We start from the raw sequence: 17,936 nt of genomic DNA, 5'->3' as shown, positions 1-17,936 counted from the left end.
AAAGGTTGCCCGTGAATGGACAACCTTTGCTCCTGCTATTTCTCTTCGTTTGTAAACGGATTTTGGATCATCGTGCCCATGATGTGATCAAGTGGAATAAAGCCGATCTCACGGGAATCCGTGCTATGGTTGCGGTTATCCCCCATGACGAAAATATGGTTGGCTGGCACTGTCACTTTTCCATCGGATACGTACTCCATCGTTTCCTTGATGTACGGTTCGTTGAGCACCGTGCCGTTGCGATACACCTGATTGTCTTTGAACTCCAGCACATCGCCAGGCTTGCCAATCACTCGCTTGACGTACATCGAGTGGTCGTCGTCCGCTTTCCCTGTCACCAGCGCCACCAATGGGTGACTGACGACATCGTCCACAAGGGACCTTTTGCGTTCCACGCGACTGTCGATGACGACGATATCGCCATAGTCCGGCAAATACGAAAACGTATGCGATAGCTTGGACACGTAAATGCGTTGCTGGTCTTGCAAGGTAGGGTCCATCGAATGACCATCAACCTTGTACGGCTGGAACACGAAGATTCCGAGAACCAGAGCGAAGACGATTGCAAAGGCAATCGAACGGACCCATCCCATCAGCTCTTTCATTATGCTATGCCACTCCTCTCATACAACTTCGTTCCCCTATCCTCTACCCTCTATCATATCACAAAAATGACGCAAACCCAAAAAGCCGGTCCCATAAGCTCCCCGGCTCTTTTCGCTCTTCATCCACGTCAGCACGCGAGAGTCACAACAGTCCGTACTCGCGCATTTTCCGAAACAGCGTCGCCCGGCTGATCCCGAGCAGCGCGGCTGCTTCTTCCTTTTTGCCCTTGCGCATCCGCACTTCATTCAAAGCTTGCGCCACAGCAGACTTTTCCAGCTCTTTGAGCGTCGCGATCGGCTTTGGCGCTTCGCTGCTATCTGTGCGTCCCGTTCTTTCCGCAGGCTTTTGCAGCCGGAATGTGTGTCCAGGCAGGCTTGCCGCTTGTATCCAGTCGGAGTTTTCCAGATTGGCCGCGTATTCTACCGTATTTGCCAGCTCGCGGACGTTGCCAGGCCAGTCATGGCAAAACAGCACGGACTGCGCCTCCTGGGAAAAGCCGCGAATCGTTTTCCCCAGCGTTTTTGTATACGCAGCCAGAAATTCATGGGCGAGCAAAAGAATGTCTTCCCTGCGCTCCCGCAAAGCAGGCAGTTGAATCGGAATGACGTGCAGGCGGTAATACAAATCGAGGCGAAACTGGCCTTGCGCAACCCGCTCCTGCAAATCGAGGTGGGTCGCGGCGATAATCCGCGCTTCGACGGGTAGCGTTTTTCCGCTGCTGCCCAGCCGCTGGAACTCTTTTTCCTGCAACACCCGCAGCAGCTTGCCTTGCAAGTGCATCGGCAAATCCCCGATTTCGTCGAGAAACAACGTCCCTTTGCCAGCCGCCTCAAACACGCCTGCCTTTCCGCCTTTTCGCGCGCCGGTAAACGTGCCGTCTTCATAGCCGAACAGTTCGCTTTCCATCAGATGCTCGGGAATCGCCGCACAATTGATCGAAATTAGCGGCTGTTGCCGCCGCGGACTGGCCTGATGGATCGCTTTGGCGAACAGCTCTTTTCCCGTGCCGCTCTCTCCCTGGAGCAAAATCGTCGATTCGCTGCCCGCCACTGTCCGCGCGATCGTTTTGGCCTGGAGCAGCGCAGGGCTGTTGCCGGAAATCGCCGCAAAAGCATCCCCTGCATCTGTGGCCGTGACCCGGCGCGCCATCTCGACGACTTCCTGCGCATCGTCGAGCGTAATGACCCACTCCTTGATCTCGTCGCCAAGCTGAACAGGGCGGATGGCGAACAAAAACGTTTTGGCTTTTCCGCCAACCGAAAGCGCCACTTGCTTGGGCGCGGACTGCGAGCCATCGGCTAAGCGAATGGCGGCAATCCATTCTGCGGCCTGACTGTCGTCTGCATCGAGTTGCAAATATTGCCGCGCCCGCTGATTCGCTTCGACGATACGGTTTTTTTGATCGATCAGAAGCATTGCCTTGTCCATTTCATCCATGACGACACGCAGCTTTTCGGCAATGAGCTGTTGCCTGGTGTACATGATGTGCTCTTTGAGCTTGACCGCAATCAGCTCGGCCATTTTTTGCAAAAAGCCGAGAATCGCCTCGACATCGGCAAACAACCGCTCCCTTTGTTCGTCGTCAAAAGCGAGCAGCCCGATCACGCCTACGCTTTGCCCATCCAGCCGGATCGGACAGCATATTTCCCCCGTCTCCGCACAGCTTCCATAATGCGTGCAAGGGCGGCATTTTTCATCCTGCCCCGGTCGGGTAATCACGACAGGCTCGCCATTGACAAGCGACGCCCGGTAAATATGATCTTCGCCTGCCATCGTGCGCAACACGCCGGATTCGGTTTTGCCCGTCCCTGCAATTCGCAAAAAATCGCTGTCGGCAATCTCTACTTCCACTCGCAGCACGGCGGCGACTGCCTGGGCGATTTTTTGCACGCTCTTCTGAATCTCCCGCAAGGACATCGGCTTGTTCCTCCTCTGCTTGTCTTTTTCTCATTATAACGCGGCGACAGGAGGAACCGCCTGTCTACTCCTGGCAAAACTCGCAAATGGTTTGGGCCAAAATATAGCTCATGTCCACGAGGCTATCCACCTCGACGTATTCCACTGCCGAATGCAGTCCCGCTCCCACCGGGCCGAACAGGACGGTCGGAATCCCCGCTCCTTGCAGCAGTGCGGCGTCTGTCCAGCCGGAAAAGCCGCAAATGCCGGGCGCTGCCCCCAGCCGCTTTTCGCAAGCCGCTTGCAAGGCGAGAAAAATCGGCTCGGCCAGTGCCACCTCAAACGGCTCGCGCCAAAACGTCAGCTCGGCACTCGCGCGGAATGCCGCGTCCTCTGCCCGCAGCTTCGCAAGCAACGATTCGATTTCCAGAGCCACTTGTTCTTGCGTCTCGTTCGGCACAGTTCTGCGCTCCCAGTCGATCCGGCAATAGTCGGGATACGTAGACAGTTCTGTTCCGCCTTGAATCAGCGACGCGTGAACAGATGCCGTCCCGAGAATCGGGTGCGGCGGCTCTTGCGCCAGCTTTTCCGACAAGCTTTCCAGCTCGCGCAGCACCCTGCCCGCGTGAACGATCGCATCGATTCCTTCTTGTGGCCTGCTGCCGTGCGCCGCCTTGCCGAACACCTCGCACTTGACCCAGGCAAAGCCTCTGTGCACAACGCCGATTTGCAAATCAGACGGCTCGCAGCAGATCGCGGCATCTGCGGAATAGTCCTGCACCAATGCTTCCGTCCCGATGCTCTTGTACTCCTCGTCGGCGACAAACGCCAGGATCACATCGCCCGCAAGCGGAACTTTCGCCTGGGTAACTGCTTCGACTGCCGCCAGCATCGCCCCGAGACTGCCTTTCATATCCTGGCTGCCTCTGCCGAAAATTTTGCCGTCGGTTACAGTCGGTTCAAAAGGCGGGATCGACATGCGCTTGGCGCTCACCGTGTCCATGTGCCCGTTCAGCATGAGCGACTTGCCGTTTCCACTCCCGCGCAAAATCCCGATGACGTTGCACGCCGTCTCGTTGATCGGAATGACGGCTACCTCAAGCCCGATTGACTTGAGCTTGTCGGCAATAAACGCAGCAATCCCGGCTTCTCCTGCTCCATCCGCGTCCAGGTACGGATTGACCGAATCGATGCGAATCAACTCTTGCACAAGTTGAACGAGTCTTTCCCGGTTGATCGTGACATTCATCGTCGCTTCCTCCTTTTTACTTGTCGTCAGCCGAACACGCGCCCTCCCAAACAATGCGCCGATAAGAATCCTGGTCCGTATCTCCTTCGGTGCTGAAGCACAAGACGACCGACTCTTCGTTTAGCCCCAGTTGCTTGGCAAGTCCTCTGTACTCCGGCTTGTTCATTAGCGCCGCCAACAGCCCTACTCCAACAGCACCGCTTTCGCCACTGATGACTTGCGGGTCGCCTGCTTTTGGCGCAGCCAGCATCCTCACCCCGTTTGCCGCGATGAAATCTGGACAACTGACAAAGAAGTCGGCATGGTCGCGCAAAATTTCCCAGGCAACCGGATTCGGCTCGCCACAAGCGAGTCCGGCCATAATCGTCGCCAGCTCCCCGTGCGCCACTTGCGGCTCTCCGTCCGCTGCTTCGGCAGACAAAACCATGCAATTCGCCGCATGCGGCTCGACGATGACGCTGACCAGCTCCTCCCCGCCAGCTTCTGCGACGAAGTGTCCCAGCACAGCCGCCGCCATCGAGCCAACGCCCGCCTGCAAAAACAAGTGCGTCGGCTTTTTGTCCGGCAAAAGGGCCGCCAGCTGCTCGCGCGCTTCTGCCGCCATCGTCGCATAGCCTTGCATGATCCAGCCCGGAATCGTCGTGTAGCCCTCCCAAGCCGTGTCTTGCACCACCTGCCAGCCGCGCTCCCTGGCTACTTTTTCCGAAAGGCGGACAGCCTCGTCGTAGTTGCCATTGATGACATGCGCCTGTGCCCCCAGCGAGCGGATCGCTTCCACCCGTTCTGCTGTCGAGCCTTTTGGCAAGTAAACGACTGCGCGCTGGCCCAGCTCCCGCGCTGCCCAGGCAACCGCCCGGCCGTGATTGCCGTCGGTCGCGGTGACAAAGGTCACTTCTCCGATCTGTCTTCTCGCCTCTTCCTCGCCGAGAGCAGCGAAGCTCATCCCCTCGGGCGTGTGCCCCAGCTTTGCGTACAAATACCGGGCCATCGCATAAGACGCGCCCAACACTTTGAAAGCGTTCAGCCCAAAGCGCAGCGATTCGTCCTTCACCAGCAAATGCCCAACTCCCAGCTCGCGGGCGAGTTGCGGCAGCGGGACGAGCGGCGTCGGCGCATAGACGGGACAAGACGCGTGAAAGTCGCGCGCAGGCTGTGTTTCCTCTGCGGACAAAAAGACAGGGATTGCCTGGCGCTCGGCTTGCGAGCCGCGCTGCTTTTTCGTGTTTGCCACTGCTCGTATCGTTTTTTCTGCTGACATCGGCAGTTTCCTCCTTTTGCTGGCTTTTGCCATTCTGGTTGACTATTTGAATTGCAAGGAATGTGCCAAGGCGGTTGAAGGCATGAGGATAGGCAGCCCGGCGATTTGCTCATCCCGTTCCGTTCCTTCTGGACAGAATATCCATATCAAAATGAGATGACAGAAGGATCATTTTGAGACTTTTTGTATCAAATTGAGACTATCGCATAAAAAACTTGGCTGCGCCAATGGTTGTGACAGAACCTTTCACTGGCTGATATCCGCCCTTTGCATTTGCGCGATACGAATTTCCATCCCGGTTTCTTTAGCAAAAAAACGCCGCCCGCACCTTCACTCCCAAAGGAATGAAACGGTACAGGCGGCGCTCTCCGTCATTCTGTTTTGCCTAAAAAGGCGCGCTACTGCTGCAAGCTATCCGCGGCGCGCGCTGCCCCCTCACTCATTTTCTTCCAACAAGAACCGTAAACTCGACGGAAATCTCACCGCCCTCCAGCTCATGCGCCTGTGCCAACTGCTGTGGCGCGGCCCCCCACGTCAGCGGCGTCATCTGGACCAGCGCGGCCAGGCTCGGCTGGTCCAGCCGAAACGAATACGCCACCCGCTCGCAGTCGATCAGCGAAAAGCTGGCGGCGAAGCGCTGGATCGTCGCTGCATTGGAATACACCTGCTTTACAGGCTGGGCATAAAGGCGCTCGCGCAGTTCCAGCAAATATCGCTCGCCCGGCACGACCTTGATGACGAACCCGTCTTTTTTCAGCATTCGCGCAAACTCCCGCGTATTGGACGGCGACAGCACGTTGAGGATGGCCGCAAAGCGATTGTCGGCAAACGGAGCATTCGCCAGATCGCCGACGCACCAGATCAGCTCGGGGTGCGCCTTGGCTGCGAGGGCGATGCCCGCTTTGGACAGATCGACACCCGCGCCGACGACATCGACTGACTGTCGCGCTATCACCTCTTCGCGAATGCGGGCCAGGTGCGAACCTTCGCCGCACCCGGCATCCAGCACGTACAGCGGCTCGCCGCTGGTCGCTGCGTACTCCGCCAGCTTTTGACTGACAGCAGCGTGCAGCGGAGAAAAAAAGCCTTGCTCGCAAATCGTTCTTCTCGCCAAAAACATTTCTTGCTCGTACTTCGATCGGTAGCCCGCATTCGCCAGGTGCACATAGCCGTGTCTCGACACATCAAAGCAATGGCGGTTGGCGCATACAAGGCTGGCTGTATGGATGAGCGTCAGCGTCCCGTGGCAAACCGGGCATCTAAGCATCCCGCTATGCCGGGCCAGCAGTTCGGCCTGCCGCTCTTTTTTGGTTGGAAGCATAAAAAAAGCACCCCATTCATTCGAAATCGGTGAATGAAAAAAGGCACAGTCAAATAAACCCCGGCTCTCCTTTTGAAAAAACGAGCGGGATCAGGCTAGACTGTACCTTTTCTTACCGATAACGCATGAATTGGGGACTCATAGTCATAGCGGACGACACTCCTGTCAAAATGCTCACGGGGGGCATTTCTCCCCCGTACCTTGCATTGTACAACAGATCGCCCAAGACCGCCGCGCTTTTTTACATCTCCTCCCCCGCCAGCCGACTGCTGTGGACGAGCATGACCTGATCGTATTTCAGCATGATCGTCCCTGCTTCGTAGTCGCCTACGTTCGGCTTGCTCGCCTCTTTTCGCAAATTGCGGAACAGAGCAGCGACGGCGTTCACGCCGCTTTCGTGTGCATGAGGATAGCCGCCGCCGAACCGCGGATTGATCTCGGAGATCACGTACTGGTCCCCGAGCAAAAAGCAGTCGATGTCGAACGGTCCGCGAAGCGGCAAGACAGAGACGAGCGACGCGGCCAGCGACGTCAGCCGCTCGTCCCGGATCGCCAGCGAGCGGTCTGTCTCGCCTGCCCGCATGCGAATTTTTTTGCGCGTAAAAAGCGTCGTCAGTTCACCCGTGACGAGATCGGCGTAGCCGTCCACGCCGTATTCCTCCGCCTGCAAAAACGGCTGGACAATCAGCTCCTCTGTCTTTTGCGCGAGTGCGGCAAGCTCCGACCCGCTCTCGATACGGACCAGGCCCAGGCTGGCGCTGCCTTTGCGCGGCTTCGCCAATAGCGGATAGGCAAGCTCTCCGCAGGCAAGCGCCGCTCGCGCCTCTTCCAGCGTGTAAGTAGGAACGCACGGCAGCCCGTGGTCGCGCAAAAAATCGCAGGTCGCCTTTTTATCGAGGCACAAGTCCACCACGTCCGTCCGAGAGACGACGGCCTGCACGCCAAGCCGCGAAAATTGCTCGGCATGGGCGGCGAGCACGCCAAGCTCGGGATCGATCAAGGAAAGCACCGCCCTGATGTCATAGCGCAGGCAAATTTGCTCCAATGCCTGTACGTAATCCGGGTCGTCGATGCGCGGGACGATCTGCCTGTGATGGGCGGCGAACAGCGCGGGAGCCGTAGGATCGCAGTCCACCGCGATAATTTTGCCGGCACTGCCCCACTCTTGGACGAAATACTCGATCAGCTTGACCCTGCGGCCTACGCTCGTCATGAGCACATTCATTGGGCGTATCCTCCTGTTTTGCCAGCCTGACCAGCCGGAAATTCATAGAGCGACTCCGGGAAAAACTCCGCCAGCGTCTCTTTGCGCCTGGCGACGACGACATCGCCGCCTGCGATAGCCAGGACAGGCGGCCGCTCGCGAATAAACGGCGGATTGAACACGAGCGTGTACGCCCCCGTGTGCCCGAACACGAGAAAATCTCCCGGTTCCGGCACTTTGCCGCGAAAGCCTTGCAGCAAATAGTCTTTTTCCATGCACGTATAGCCTACGACATGGTACGTCCCTTCCCTTGCCTCGTTGCTCTGTGTCACGACGGTGGCGGGAAGCCGATGTGCGTGCATGGTCGGCTTGATATTGTGGACACTGCCGTCTACAAGCACAAAGCGATCGCCGCGGTTCACCTTGACATCCACGACCTGGCAGACGAACTCGACCGCATCGGCCACAAGCGAGATGCCCGGTTCCAGAATCAACTGCGGCAAGCGTGCCGCCTCCGCCAGTTCGTCCTTGAGTACAGAAGTGATCGCCGCAGCGTAATCGTCAAAGCTCGGAACGCCGACCATCCCGAACGTGGCGGGCAGCTCGCCGTAAAATCCGCCCCCGATGTCGATAAATTCAAGCCGCTCTCCGAGATGCGCTTTGCCCAGTCGGCACAGCTCGCGGGCAATTTGCCGATACACCCCCACGCTGCGGTTCGTGGAAAAATGCCCGTGCAAGCCCGTGACCCGCACATTCGGCACAGCAGACAACAGCGCCAGCGCTTGGGCAAAGCTGCCGTTTTCCACGCAAAAGCCAAAGCGGCTCACTTCATAGCCGTTTTGCAGCGGACTGACGCCGCCGCGCGTCAAATCGAAATTGACGCGCAAGCCGACGCGGACCGTCTGTTCAGGGTGCTGTCTTGCGTAGGTGAGCACAGGGGCAATCTCCGAAAACGAATCCAGATTGACCAGGCTGCCCAGCTCCAAAGCCAGCTGAATATCTTCTGCCGTTTTCAGCGGGCCGTTGAAAACGATGGCAGTAGGCTCGACACCAAGCTTCCGGGCGAGATCGTACTCCAGCCTGGACACGACCTCCGCCTGCGCCCCGAGCTGGTGCAAAGATTGGCAGACAAACGGCACGTAGTTCGTCTTGTACGAGTAGGCAACGCTCACCTGCTCATAGCGACTGGCAAACGCTTCGTAAAACCGTCGGTAGTTGTCGCGGAGCCTGGCCGTATCCAGCAGGAAAAACGAAGATTGACAAAGCTTTCGCCACTCGGCAAGCTGCTCATAAGTGTACATGACCGACCTCCTTCGCGCGTCCCGACAGGCAGCTCCTGATCACGGAAATGACCCGCTCCTGCTGTTCGTCGCCCAGACTGGAGCCGGAAGGAAGGCAGATGCCACGCGCGTACAGCTCGTCAGACACGCTGTACCCCGGCTCGTGCGGGTAGTAGCGGCACCCTGCAAACAGCGGCTGGCGGTGCATCGGCTTCCACACGGGCCGCGCCTCGATGTTTGCCTTTTCCAATGCATCAATCAGTTGCGTTGCGGTAATTCCGGCCTGCTCGGGGTCAACCGTCAGCGCCGTCAGCCAGCGCGTCGCTCTCCCTGTCGGAGATTCCGGCATGAAGGTGATGCCAGCATACGGCTGAAGCGCCGCTGCATAGCGTTGATAGATTCGCCTTCTCGCCGCCACCCGCTCCTCCAGCACGCGCAATTGCCCTCTGCCGACAGCCGCCAGCAAATTGCTCAACCGATAGTTGTAGCCCATCTGCACATGTTCATAATGGCGTTCCCGCTCGCGGGCCTGCATCGCCCAAAACCGCGCTCGCTCCAAAGCTTCGAGATCGTCCGAGACGAGCATGCCCCCGCCGGAGGTCGTAATGATTTTGTTGCCGTTGAACGAAAAAATGCCGAAATGCCCCAAGGAGCCGCTCATTCTCCCTTTGTAGTCGGCGCCCAGCGACTCTGCCGCGTCTTCCACGACCGCGACCTTGTATTGCTCGCACAGCGCAATGAGCGGCCCCATGTCGGCGCTTTGCCCGTACAAGTGAACGATGACGACAGCCTTGGGCAATTGCCCTAGCTCGTTTGCTTCTCGCAGCGCTCTCGCAAGCGCCGCCTCCGACATGTTCCAGGTCGCTTCATCGGAATCGATAAAGACGGGAGTGGCTCCCAAGTACAAGATCGGATTGGCGCTCGCCACAAAAGTCAGACTGGAGCAAAACACGAGATCGCCCGGCCCGACCCCGGCCAAGCGCAGCCCCAGATGGATGGCCGCCGTGCCTGACGAGACGGCAAGCGCTCCTTTTGTCCCGACATACCGGGCGACTTCGTGCTCAAACGCATCGACATGCTCCCCGAGCGGCGCAATCCAGTTGGAGGCGAAGGCGTGGGCAACAAGCTCCTGCTCCTCTGTTCCCATGTGCGGCGGCGACAAAAAAATGCGCGATTGTTCCCCCATATTCATTTCCCCCATGCGCGGTAGGCGGGAAAAAAAGTCGAACTTCCCGCGTCATCCGCCCGATTTTGTTCGCATAGCACCTGGTACACCTCTTCGTCGTGCACACGCTTGCCCATCCAGTAAGGATAAGGCGCATCTTTTGTAAACGATGCCTTGAAGCGAAACAGACCGTCTTGCTCCTGATTTCCTCCCCCGAGCAGCAAGTAATCCAGTCCGTCCTCCTTCGCCAGCGAAATCATCGCATCGAACAGCAAATGATTGATCCCGAGCGGCATGTCCTCCGTGTGCGATGCTCCCAGATGGAAATGGGCATAACGGCTGCCGCACAGCATGATCGCGCCCGCTACCGCGATGTCATCGTGAATCGCCAGCAACAGTCGCGGCTTGCACAGCGCCGTTTCCTGCAACAGTCCGGCAAAAAACGGATTGTCATAATAATAGGAAGCGCCAGCGTGATTGCGCTCCATCGTCTCGCGATACAACGAAATGAAAGCCGCGAGGTCATGATTGCTTTTTCCTTCCACTATTCTCACCGCATGGTCTTTGGCCTTTTTCATATTGCGCCTGACATTTTGACTGTACTGCGCCTGAATCTGGGCGAGCGAGGGCCGCACATCGACAGCAATCGTTTCGCGCACGAGATCAAGCTGCATCTGATCGCGAAACAGTTCGGCGTTGTTCAAAAGCGGATGAAAACGCACCGTTTCCGTGACGTACTTTTTGCTCTGGCAATAGGCGTGAAACTGCGCGGAAAACGACTGGACCACGCTTTGCTTGGAACACAGCGACGGGCCGCCGTACCCGATCGATACGATATCCGAATAGCCCGGGAGGAACGAGTCGAGGGAGCGCACCACATACGGATAAAAAATCCGCTCCTCTCCCTCTGAGAAGAACACTGCTTCCGGCACTCCCCCTTCTCGCTCGGCGTACAGGCTTACGTACTCTTTTGTGTAGGAAATGTCCAAATGCGCCACCTCGCGCATACAGCACGTCCAGTCATCCTGATTCGTAAGCACGATCAAACTCACGCAAGTCCCTCCTAGCCTGCTCTGCCTGTTTGCTTCCCGTGAATTTTTCCATCGTGACGCAGCCTTCATGACTGATTCCGGTTTTTTGCAAGACCCGCTTGACGGTCAACAGCAATATTTTCATGTCGAGGAGAAAGCTGCGATTTTCCACGTACCAGACATCCAGTTCGAATTTTTGCTCCCATGTAATCGCGTTTCGTCCGTTGACTTGCGCCCATCCGGTAATGCCCGGCAGCACATCGTGCCGTTTCATTTGCCGGGGGGTATACAGCGGGAGATACTCCATGAGCAGCGGCCTCGGCCCGACGAGACTCAGCTCGCCCTTCAACACATTCCACAACTGCGGCAGCTCATCCAGGCTGTATTTCCTGAGCATCATGCCGAATGGCGTCAGCCTCTGGGCGTCTGATAGCAACTCGCCGGACGTGTCCCGCTGGTCGGTCATCGTGCGAAACTTATAGATGAAAAAGGGCTTTCCGTAGCGGCCCGGGCGCTCCTGGACGAAAAAGACCGGGGCACCGAGCTTGCAGCGAATCAACACGGACAACACGAGCAGCAGAGGCGAAACCGCGATTAACAGCGACAAAGCGACCAGCCGATCAAACAAAAGCTTCATGCCGCCCCTCCTTTTGCTTGTTCCAGTCCGCTGCCGCCTCCTCCATGCTGAGACTCTGCATCCCGTACTGGCGGCGCAAATCGGCAAAATAGGCGAGAAGCCGCTCCAGAAAACGCACATTTTCCGCCGGATAGCTGCCGAAGTTTTCCGGGTGCCACCACAAGTGATACAGTCGCTGATGTTTCGCGGCAAACAGCAAGTCGCGCCTGAGCCGTGCATACCGAAGCTCTTCCAGCCAGCGAAGCTTGGGCGAATAAGGCCGCAAAAAACGGCTGGAAGGGACGTTGACAAGCCCTTCCCGACTCGTGAACAGCTTGTCGTAAGCGTGATGTCCGCTCAAATTGACGTACGAGTCGGCAAGCCGCAAAGCCCGTTTGAACAGCGAGTCTTCCGCTCCCGGCCCGGCGCGGTACATCCACGCTGACTCGTTTCCGCGGTACGAAGTGAAGCCGTGCTTTTTGCAGAGCGCCAAATAGGCAGGCTGGAGCTGGTTGCGCGGAAAAACGATGCTCGTCGGGGAATGTCCTTTCTTGCGCGCCACTTTTTTGCAGGCGGCCAAATCTGCTGCAAACGTCTGGGCGGTCTGTCCCGGCTCCAGGCAATAGTAGTGGGAGTGCGTGTGGCTGCCGATAAACTGGTGCGGGTAGGAGGAGATCAGTCGAATGAGGGACGGGGCGTAGTGATACGGATCGGCCTGCTCGCGTTCTCCCACTGTTCCCGACTGCAAGTAACGGTAAGGCGACAAGTTGGCGTCTGCATAGTCTGGCAACAGTCCGGGAAGCGTGCTCATCAGTTCCTCGCGCGACTCGCAGAACAAAAAGCCGACCGTCGCCCAGGTAGCGTGAATCTCGTATTTTTGAAAAAGCTCCAAAATGGCGGGAATGACCTGGCGAGTTCCGTGCAAATTTTCCTGGCAGGAAGACAGCGCTCTTTTGTCGCGCACGCCCCAGTACAGTTCAAAATCAAGGGATATGACCAACGCTCCTGTTGTGCCCAATCCGTTCGTCAACCTCCTTTTCCGTGCGCGGCGGCTTTGTTTTGACGGCGATCAAGTCGGCGAACAGGCGGGCTTGCCTGTCGAGGACATGTCGCTCGTTGAAATGCTCCTCCGCAAGGTAGCGGCTGTTTTGTCCGTACGCTTCGCGAAGCCTGGCGTCCAAAGCGAGCTTTTTCAAAGCCTTGTACAAATATTCGCTATGCTTTGGCTCTACCAAAAGTCCATTCACGCCGTCCGTCACTTCTTCCCGGCAGCCGCGAATGTTCGTGGCGACGATCGGCTTGCCCATCGCCATCGCTTCGATGATCGACCGGGGCAAGCCTTCGCGGTGGGAAGGCAGGACGAAGATGTCGCTTGCCGCAAGCAACTGCGGGATGTCCGAGCGAAATCCGGTCAGGACGATTTGCGGATGCGACAGGCAAAGCTGCTGCAAATCTTGTCCGCGCTGGTCCCGCTCGCTCGCCAATACTTCCCCCACCAGCAAAAGACGCACGCGCGACGATTCTCTCGCCAGCCTGTGAAACGCCTCCAGCAGCTCGAATATCCCTTTTTCGCTCACCATCCGGCCCACGTACGCGATGACCAGCTCTTCCTGGCCGATGCCGAGAGCAGCGCGCACTTGCGCAGCCTCCTCGCTCGTGACTGCCTGCGGATGGAAGCGGCGTTCCACATCCACCCCGTTTCCGAGGTGCACGATCCGCTCCGGAGGGGCAAAACCTTCCTGCACGCTCAATTCGTAATCCTCCCTGCTTTGCAAGAGCAAGTAGTCTGTCAGGTGCTTGGCGAACCACTTTTCCAGCCCGTAGTAAAACTGGTACTCGCCCCTGCTCATTCCGTCGTGGAAGTAATAGCCGTGCGCCGTATAAATGACCGGACGGACGCCCGCGAGCTTCGCTGCCACCCGCCCGAGAACCGCGGCTATCGGCGTGTGAACGTGCACCGCATCGTACTGCTCCTGCTTCATCAGCCGGTACAGGGCGTGGATGGAACGGCAATTGGAGACGGGGGCGATTTTACGTTTGATCGGGATATGCCAAAGGACGTGGTCCATAGCCCGCAGCGACGCGAACCGTCCGGTATCCGTGCAAGCGGTATGCACTTCGTGGCCTTCGTCCGTCAGCTTTTCGATCAGCGGCAGCAGCAAGCTTTCCACTGATCGGTCAATTGCGCAAATTTGCAAGATTTTTCCCATGCAGGTCACCGCCATTTTTGATTGAGCCAAGACTCAGTCCGGCTGTCACACAATAGAGCGCCAGCAAGATCCAGAAAAACGTTTCGCGGATGCCGTTGTGCGTCAAGCCGTACACAATTTGAAAAAAGAGCGGATACCAGGAGTACAGCCGATGCCCTCTCACGCCAGCGTACAAAAGCAGCAAAAACAGCAGCGTGCCCACAATGCCGTACGAAAAGAACAGATTGGCAATCGTCGAGTGCAGTTCGAGCGTAATCGTGCTCTCAAACCGCTCATACTGCCCTTCTCCGGCACCGAAAAACACGTACTGCGGATGATTGGCGATCCTGTCGTAGCCTCTGGATGCCAAATTGTCGTCCGAGTCCTCCCCCAATGTTTCCATCCGCTCTTTTACTTGTGTGTAAATGGTCGCATCGTGCAATACGTTTTCATTCGTGTACAGCGATACGCAAAACAGCAGAAAAAAGAGAGCGAGCACACACACCACGTTTTGCCAAAAAAGCCCTGTCCGCTCTTTTGACGAGACGAACAGAAACACAAGGTACATCAGCACGGCACTCAAGATCGCTGCTTTGGACAACGAGGCGGCAATCACGCTCAGCGAGCAGCCGATGACGAGAAACAGGTAGAGCGATTTGACAGGAAAAAAGCGGGCGCAAAACAGGCAAATCCCGAGACAAAGCAAGCCGTAGTAGCCGAGCTGATTCGGGTTGTTGAAAAACAGCGCCTGACGGAAGTCGTGCTCCCCCGGGGCAAGTCCAAAGAGCAGCGCAAGTGTCTGCACAGCAAGCGAACAGGCGACGGCCCAAAACAGCCATTTCGCATAGCCGCGGGGATCACGCTGGCCCAGCACGATGATGGTCAGCATGACCGCTCCGTTGTACAAATACCATTTCGTCGACTCAAACACTTCCATGACGCCGCCCAAAGCGATCGCCCAAATCCCGTTCACCAGCAAAATATCGTATAAAAATAACAGCGTAATCACGACGAAAAAACGGTATTTGCGTTCCAGCCATTTCAGCTGAAACAAAAACGTATACGCGATGAGAAGCATCATGACAAAATCGGCAATTTGCGGATTTCCGCTCGGGAAGAAGTAGAAGGGCTTCAGCAGTACGTAGAGAAACAGCAGAACTTTGTCCAGCGAGAGCTTTGCTTTAGCCATCGCCTACATATGCGCCAAATGATTCGTAAAATGAAGAATCCGCTTGTAGTCCTCCCATGTATCTACCTCTGCCCAGAACAGCCCCGGCGGTATTTGCGCCACATGCACGTCTCTTTCTCCCAAAAACGAATACAGAACATTTTCCCACCACAAATCGTGCTGCCGCTGCAAAATCAGACTTTGCAGCCGCTCCTGAAAGATCGGGACAAACTCGCGGTGCAGCCGGGCAATCCCGACGTATTCCCCTGTCGTCTCCTCCAGGGGGAGTTCTTTGCCGTGCTTTTGCAAAAGGCCGTTTTCGTAGCCGAATTTGTAATCGCCTTCCGCCCTGCGAAAAGGGTCGGCGAACATGACCGGACTCCTCGTCTCCTGGAGCACGACATCCAATACTTGCTCTTCAAAATAAACATCCGCGTTGAGCAAGAGGCAGTCGCTGTCCGTCAGAAAATCGCGGGCAAACCACATGGAGGCGATGCTGTTGGTGCGATCGTAAAACGGGTTGTGAAAAAAGCGGATGTTTTCGCCGCCAAGCAGACTGGTAATCACGTGAGCACGGTATCCGACGACCATGGCAATCTCGTGAATCCCTTTTCGCTTCAACTCCAAAATCGTATTTTCGATCAACGCCTGGTTGCCGATATCGATCGTGCATTTCGGGCTGCCGTCAATTTGCCCGCTGATCCTTGATCCGAGTCCTGCCGCCATGAGCAGAGCCTTCATGTGCTTCCCCTCCCTCTTGTCTCGATGAAGTGACATACTTGATGTTCAGTTTCAGCTTGTATAGCGCTCTGAGGAGTCCCACCAGCAGATGATACCCCGTCCACAAATCGAGAAACTGATGCTGTCCGCTAAATGCCCACATGAGCGCGGCGATCAGCACGCCACTCTGGAAGCCTGTCTGGGTCAGGAACAGAAACACTCCGGCATCGAGCCATCTGCTGCGCTTGCGCATGGATACGGTTTCGTGCGAGATTTTCCCTTGACCAAAAGCGAGATCCGAACCGTTCGTCGCCAATATTTCCGTAAAAATCGTAAACAGGATCAGGTAGATCAAGTACGGCCCGAGCGTCGGCTGGCTGCTGGCGACGCCGTAGATGACGCTGAACGAGACGAGGTACAGCGAGTAGTTCAATCCGATATCGAGCCAGACGCCCCCTGCGCTGTTCTGGTTTTTGATCCGGGCGACTTCTCCGTCGACGCAGTCAGCGAGGTAGCACATTTGGTAGAAAAAACACCCGATCAAAAAGGCCGCGGCTGATCCGTACATGAAAGCTGCTGCGGCGATCAGCCCGGCAGCGATTCCCGCGATCGTGATGGCATTCGGGGAAACCCCTTTTCTTTTTGCCAAAAACAGACTCAAGTAAATCGAGATGCGCCTGGAGAAATAGTACGACCAAAACTCCTCGCGAACCCATGGCTTTTGCACCTGAATCCGGCAATCTCGAATCTTCTCGCTGTCCCAAAACATGTTCGGATACAAGTCTTCCTTCACCGTAAGCCACCTTCTTCATTACCTCGTCTTCGTATCAAGACGGAATTTTTTTCAGAGAAGAACGGGATATACCACGTGCGGAAACCGAAATATCGGTATGCCCAATACGAAGCACAGATATCTCGACAGCTCAGGCTGATAGCGGTGGCGATTGCTGCTCCTGTAATGCCAAGCCAGGGAATCAACAGGCAGTTGCCGCAAATGTTGAGCAAGGCTGAAAAAACCAGGATGTTGCGCGACGTTTTCTGGCGGCCCGTCATCGTCAAAAGCGGAATGACGCTGCCGGAAGAAAAGTTGATAAACTGCCCCAGACAAAGAATGACGAGGACGAGACTGCTGCCAGCGAACTCTTCGCCGAACAAGGTAAGCAACGGGGCGGCAAAAATGGCGACCAGCAAATTGATCGGAGCAGATGCGAAGAAAATGAGCCGATTGGCAAACGCAATCATTTTTCTCAGCCCGTCCATATCCCCACGGGCGTACATCTCGGAAAATTTCGGGGAGAGAATCGTGTTGATGGAGATGAGCGCAAAGCTGGTCACCATCGAGAGACGAATGACGACGCTGTACACTCCGACTGTTTCCGCGTCTGTAAAAATCCCCAGCATGATCGTGTCTGTCCAGCTCATGATCAGCTCCATCGAGGCGCTCAGGTACATCGGAATCGCCATAGCGCAAAGCGTGCGAAAGCCGATGGCCTGGCCTTCCTCCATCTCGCGCGGCTGAATGCCCGCGTTCATGCTTCGCGACACAACATGCCACTTCCCCATGCCGATCAGCGTGTTCAAAATGACAGCGACTGCGAGCAAGCCGATCAACAGATTGGGGGTCGGAGCAAGCAAGGGCAGCGCGATCACGAGAAACAGCAGATGGAGGAAGCGCATGCCCACCGTATCGACGATCACGGACGCCGTCACGCGATGCAGGGCGCGGAAAGCCGAAGCGTACAGTCTGGCAAGCGAGACAAACGGCAGCATCCAGGCCATCACCCGCAACGTTTGCGCAGGCAGCTCGTTGGCAAACACATAGCTGGAGATCGGCTCGGCAAACAAATAGAACAGTCCCGAAAGCAAGAGAGAGGGCACGAATGTCCAGACCGCAACCTTGTTGAACAGCTGCCGAATCCGCTGGGACGCCCCCTGCGCCCGATACTCGGCCAGCAAGCGGATGATCGCCGTGTCGGTGCCAAACAGCGCCAGCACCATCCCGATGTTGAGCAGCGTGATCGTCAGCGAGTAAATGCCCAGATTGCCTGCCCCGTACTCCCTGGCAATAAACAGCTGCAACGAATAGAGCAGAACAAACCCGAAAAGCCGGAACAGAAACGTAATCGCTGAACCGTGCAATACTTCATGAACGTCCCGATTGTTGCGGACTTTGGCCAACTGCTGCTGCCAAACAAGTTTGAGGGCATTCATCCATTACTCGCCCCCGCTTCTG

16 protein-coding genes are annotated in these 17,936 nt (G+C 56.7%); all 16 read right to left on the bottom strand.

What is annotated here, in order from left to right:
* Positions 1–35: 35 nt before the first annotated feature.
* Complete coding sequence (gene lepB, locus M2298_RS16385) at positions 36–605, bottom strand: signal peptidase I (protein WP_122963967.1); 570 nt, start codon at positions 603–605, stop codon at positions 36–38.
* Between the two features lie 142 nt (positions 606–747).
* Positions 748–2,523: a sigma-54 interaction domain-containing protein gene (locus M2298_RS16380; protein WP_280648740.1), complete on the bottom strand. Its 1,776-nt coding sequence runs from the start codon at positions 2,521–2,523 to the stop codon at positions 748–750.
* Between the two features lie 64 nt (positions 2,524–2,587).
* Positions 2,588–3,751, bottom strand: coding sequence for an ArgE/DapE family deacylase (locus M2298_RS16375; protein WP_122963965.1), 1,164 nt, complete (start codon positions 3,749–3,751; stop codon positions 2,588–2,590).
* A 16-nt stretch (positions 3,752–3,767) separates the two neighbouring features.
* Positions 3,768–5,009 (bottom strand): diaminopropionate ammonia-lyase, encoded by a 1,242-nt coding sequence (gene dpaL, locus M2298_RS16370; RefSeq protein ID WP_122963964.1) that lies wholly within the window; start codon positions 5,007–5,009, stop codon positions 3,768–3,770.
* A gap of 439 nt (positions 5,010–5,448) precedes the next feature.
* Entirely contained in the window at positions 5,449–6,330 is an 882-nt protein-coding gene (locus tag M2298_RS16365; RefSeq protein WP_173596874.1) for a putative RNA methyltransferase, read from the bottom strand.
* A gap of 241 nt (positions 6,331–6,571) precedes the next feature.
* Positions 6,572–7,555: an ATP-grasp domain-containing protein gene (locus tag M2298_RS16360; RefSeq protein ID WP_173599117.1), complete on the bottom strand. Its 984-nt coding sequence runs from the start codon at positions 7,553–7,555 to the stop codon at positions 6,572–6,574.
* A complete protein-coding gene (locus M2298_RS16355; RefSeq protein ID WP_280648739.1) occupies positions 7,552–8,835 on the bottom strand; it encodes a type III PLP-dependent enzyme domain-containing protein in 1,284 nt (427 codons plus the stop codon). Before M2298_RS16355 ends, M2298_RS16360 begins: the two co-directional genes overlap by 4 nt.
* Positions 8,822–10,000, bottom strand: coding sequence for a DegT/DnrJ/EryC1/StrS family aminotransferase (locus M2298_RS16350; RefSeq protein WP_280648738.1), 1,179 nt, complete (start codon positions 9,998–10,000; stop codon positions 8,822–8,824). Before M2298_RS16350 ends, M2298_RS16355 begins: the two co-directional genes overlap by 14 nt.
* A gap of 2 nt (positions 10,001–10,002) precedes the next feature.
* Positions 10,003–11,031: a GNAT family N-acetyltransferase gene (locus M2298_RS16345; RefSeq protein ID WP_122963959.1), complete on the bottom strand. Its 1,029-nt coding sequence runs from the start codon at positions 11,029–11,031 to the stop codon at positions 10,003–10,005.
* On the bottom strand, positions 11,000–11,647 hold the full coding sequence (locus M2298_RS16340) for a sugar transferase (protein WP_122963958.1): 648 nt from the start codon (positions 11,645–11,647) through the stop codon (positions 11,000–11,002). Before M2298_RS16340 ends, M2298_RS16345 begins: the two co-directional genes overlap by 32 nt.
* Positions 11,631–12,644, bottom strand: coding sequence for a polysaccharide deacetylase family protein (locus M2298_RS16335; RefSeq protein WP_242774903.1), 1,014 nt, complete (start codon positions 12,642–12,644; stop codon positions 11,631–11,633). The genes M2298_RS16340 and M2298_RS16335 overlap by 17 nt, the downstream gene beginning before the upstream one ends.
* The gene (locus M2298_RS16330; RefSeq protein ID WP_242774901.1) at positions 12,610–13,836 is read right to left on the bottom strand and encodes a glycosyltransferase family 4 protein; all 1,227 of its coding nucleotides are present in this window, start codon (positions 13,834–13,836) and stop codon (positions 12,610–12,612) included. The genes M2298_RS16335 and M2298_RS16330 overlap by 35 nt, the downstream gene beginning before the upstream one ends.
* The gene (locus tag M2298_RS16325) at positions 13,805–15,004 is read right to left on the bottom strand and encodes an O-antigen ligase family protein (protein WP_173596867.1); all 1,200 of its coding nucleotides are present in this window, start codon (positions 15,002–15,004) and stop codon (positions 13,805–13,807) included. The genes M2298_RS16330 and M2298_RS16325 overlap by 32 nt, the downstream gene beginning before the upstream one ends.
* Positions 15,005–15,007: 3 nt before the next feature.
* On the bottom strand, positions 15,008–15,724 hold the full coding sequence (locus tag M2298_RS16320; protein WP_280648737.1) for a phosphocholine cytidylyltransferase family protein: 717 nt from the start codon (positions 15,722–15,724) through the stop codon (positions 15,008–15,010).
* Positions 15,669–16,496: a CDP-alcohol phosphatidyltransferase family protein gene (locus M2298_RS16315; RefSeq protein ID WP_122963953.1), complete on the bottom strand. Its 828-nt coding sequence runs from the start codon at positions 16,494–16,496 to the stop codon at positions 15,669–15,671. Before M2298_RS16315 ends, M2298_RS16320 begins: the two co-directional genes overlap by 56 nt.
* Complete coding sequence (locus M2298_RS16310) at positions 16,493–17,914, bottom strand: flippase (RefSeq protein ID WP_173596866.1); 1,422 nt, start codon at positions 17,912–17,914, stop codon at positions 16,493–16,495. Before M2298_RS16310 ends, M2298_RS16315 begins: the two co-directional genes overlap by 4 nt.
* Positions 17,915–17,936: the final 22 nt, after the last annotated feature.

This window comes from Brevibacillus sp. 1238 (assembly GCF_029892995.1).
Taxonomy (GTDB): domain Bacteria; phylum Bacillota; class Bacilli; order Brevibacillales; family Brevibacillaceae; genus Brevibacillus; species Brevibacillus parabrevis.
The sequence above is the reverse complement of the archived record's forward strand: the minus strand, read 5'-3'. Positions and strand labels throughout refer to the sequence as shown.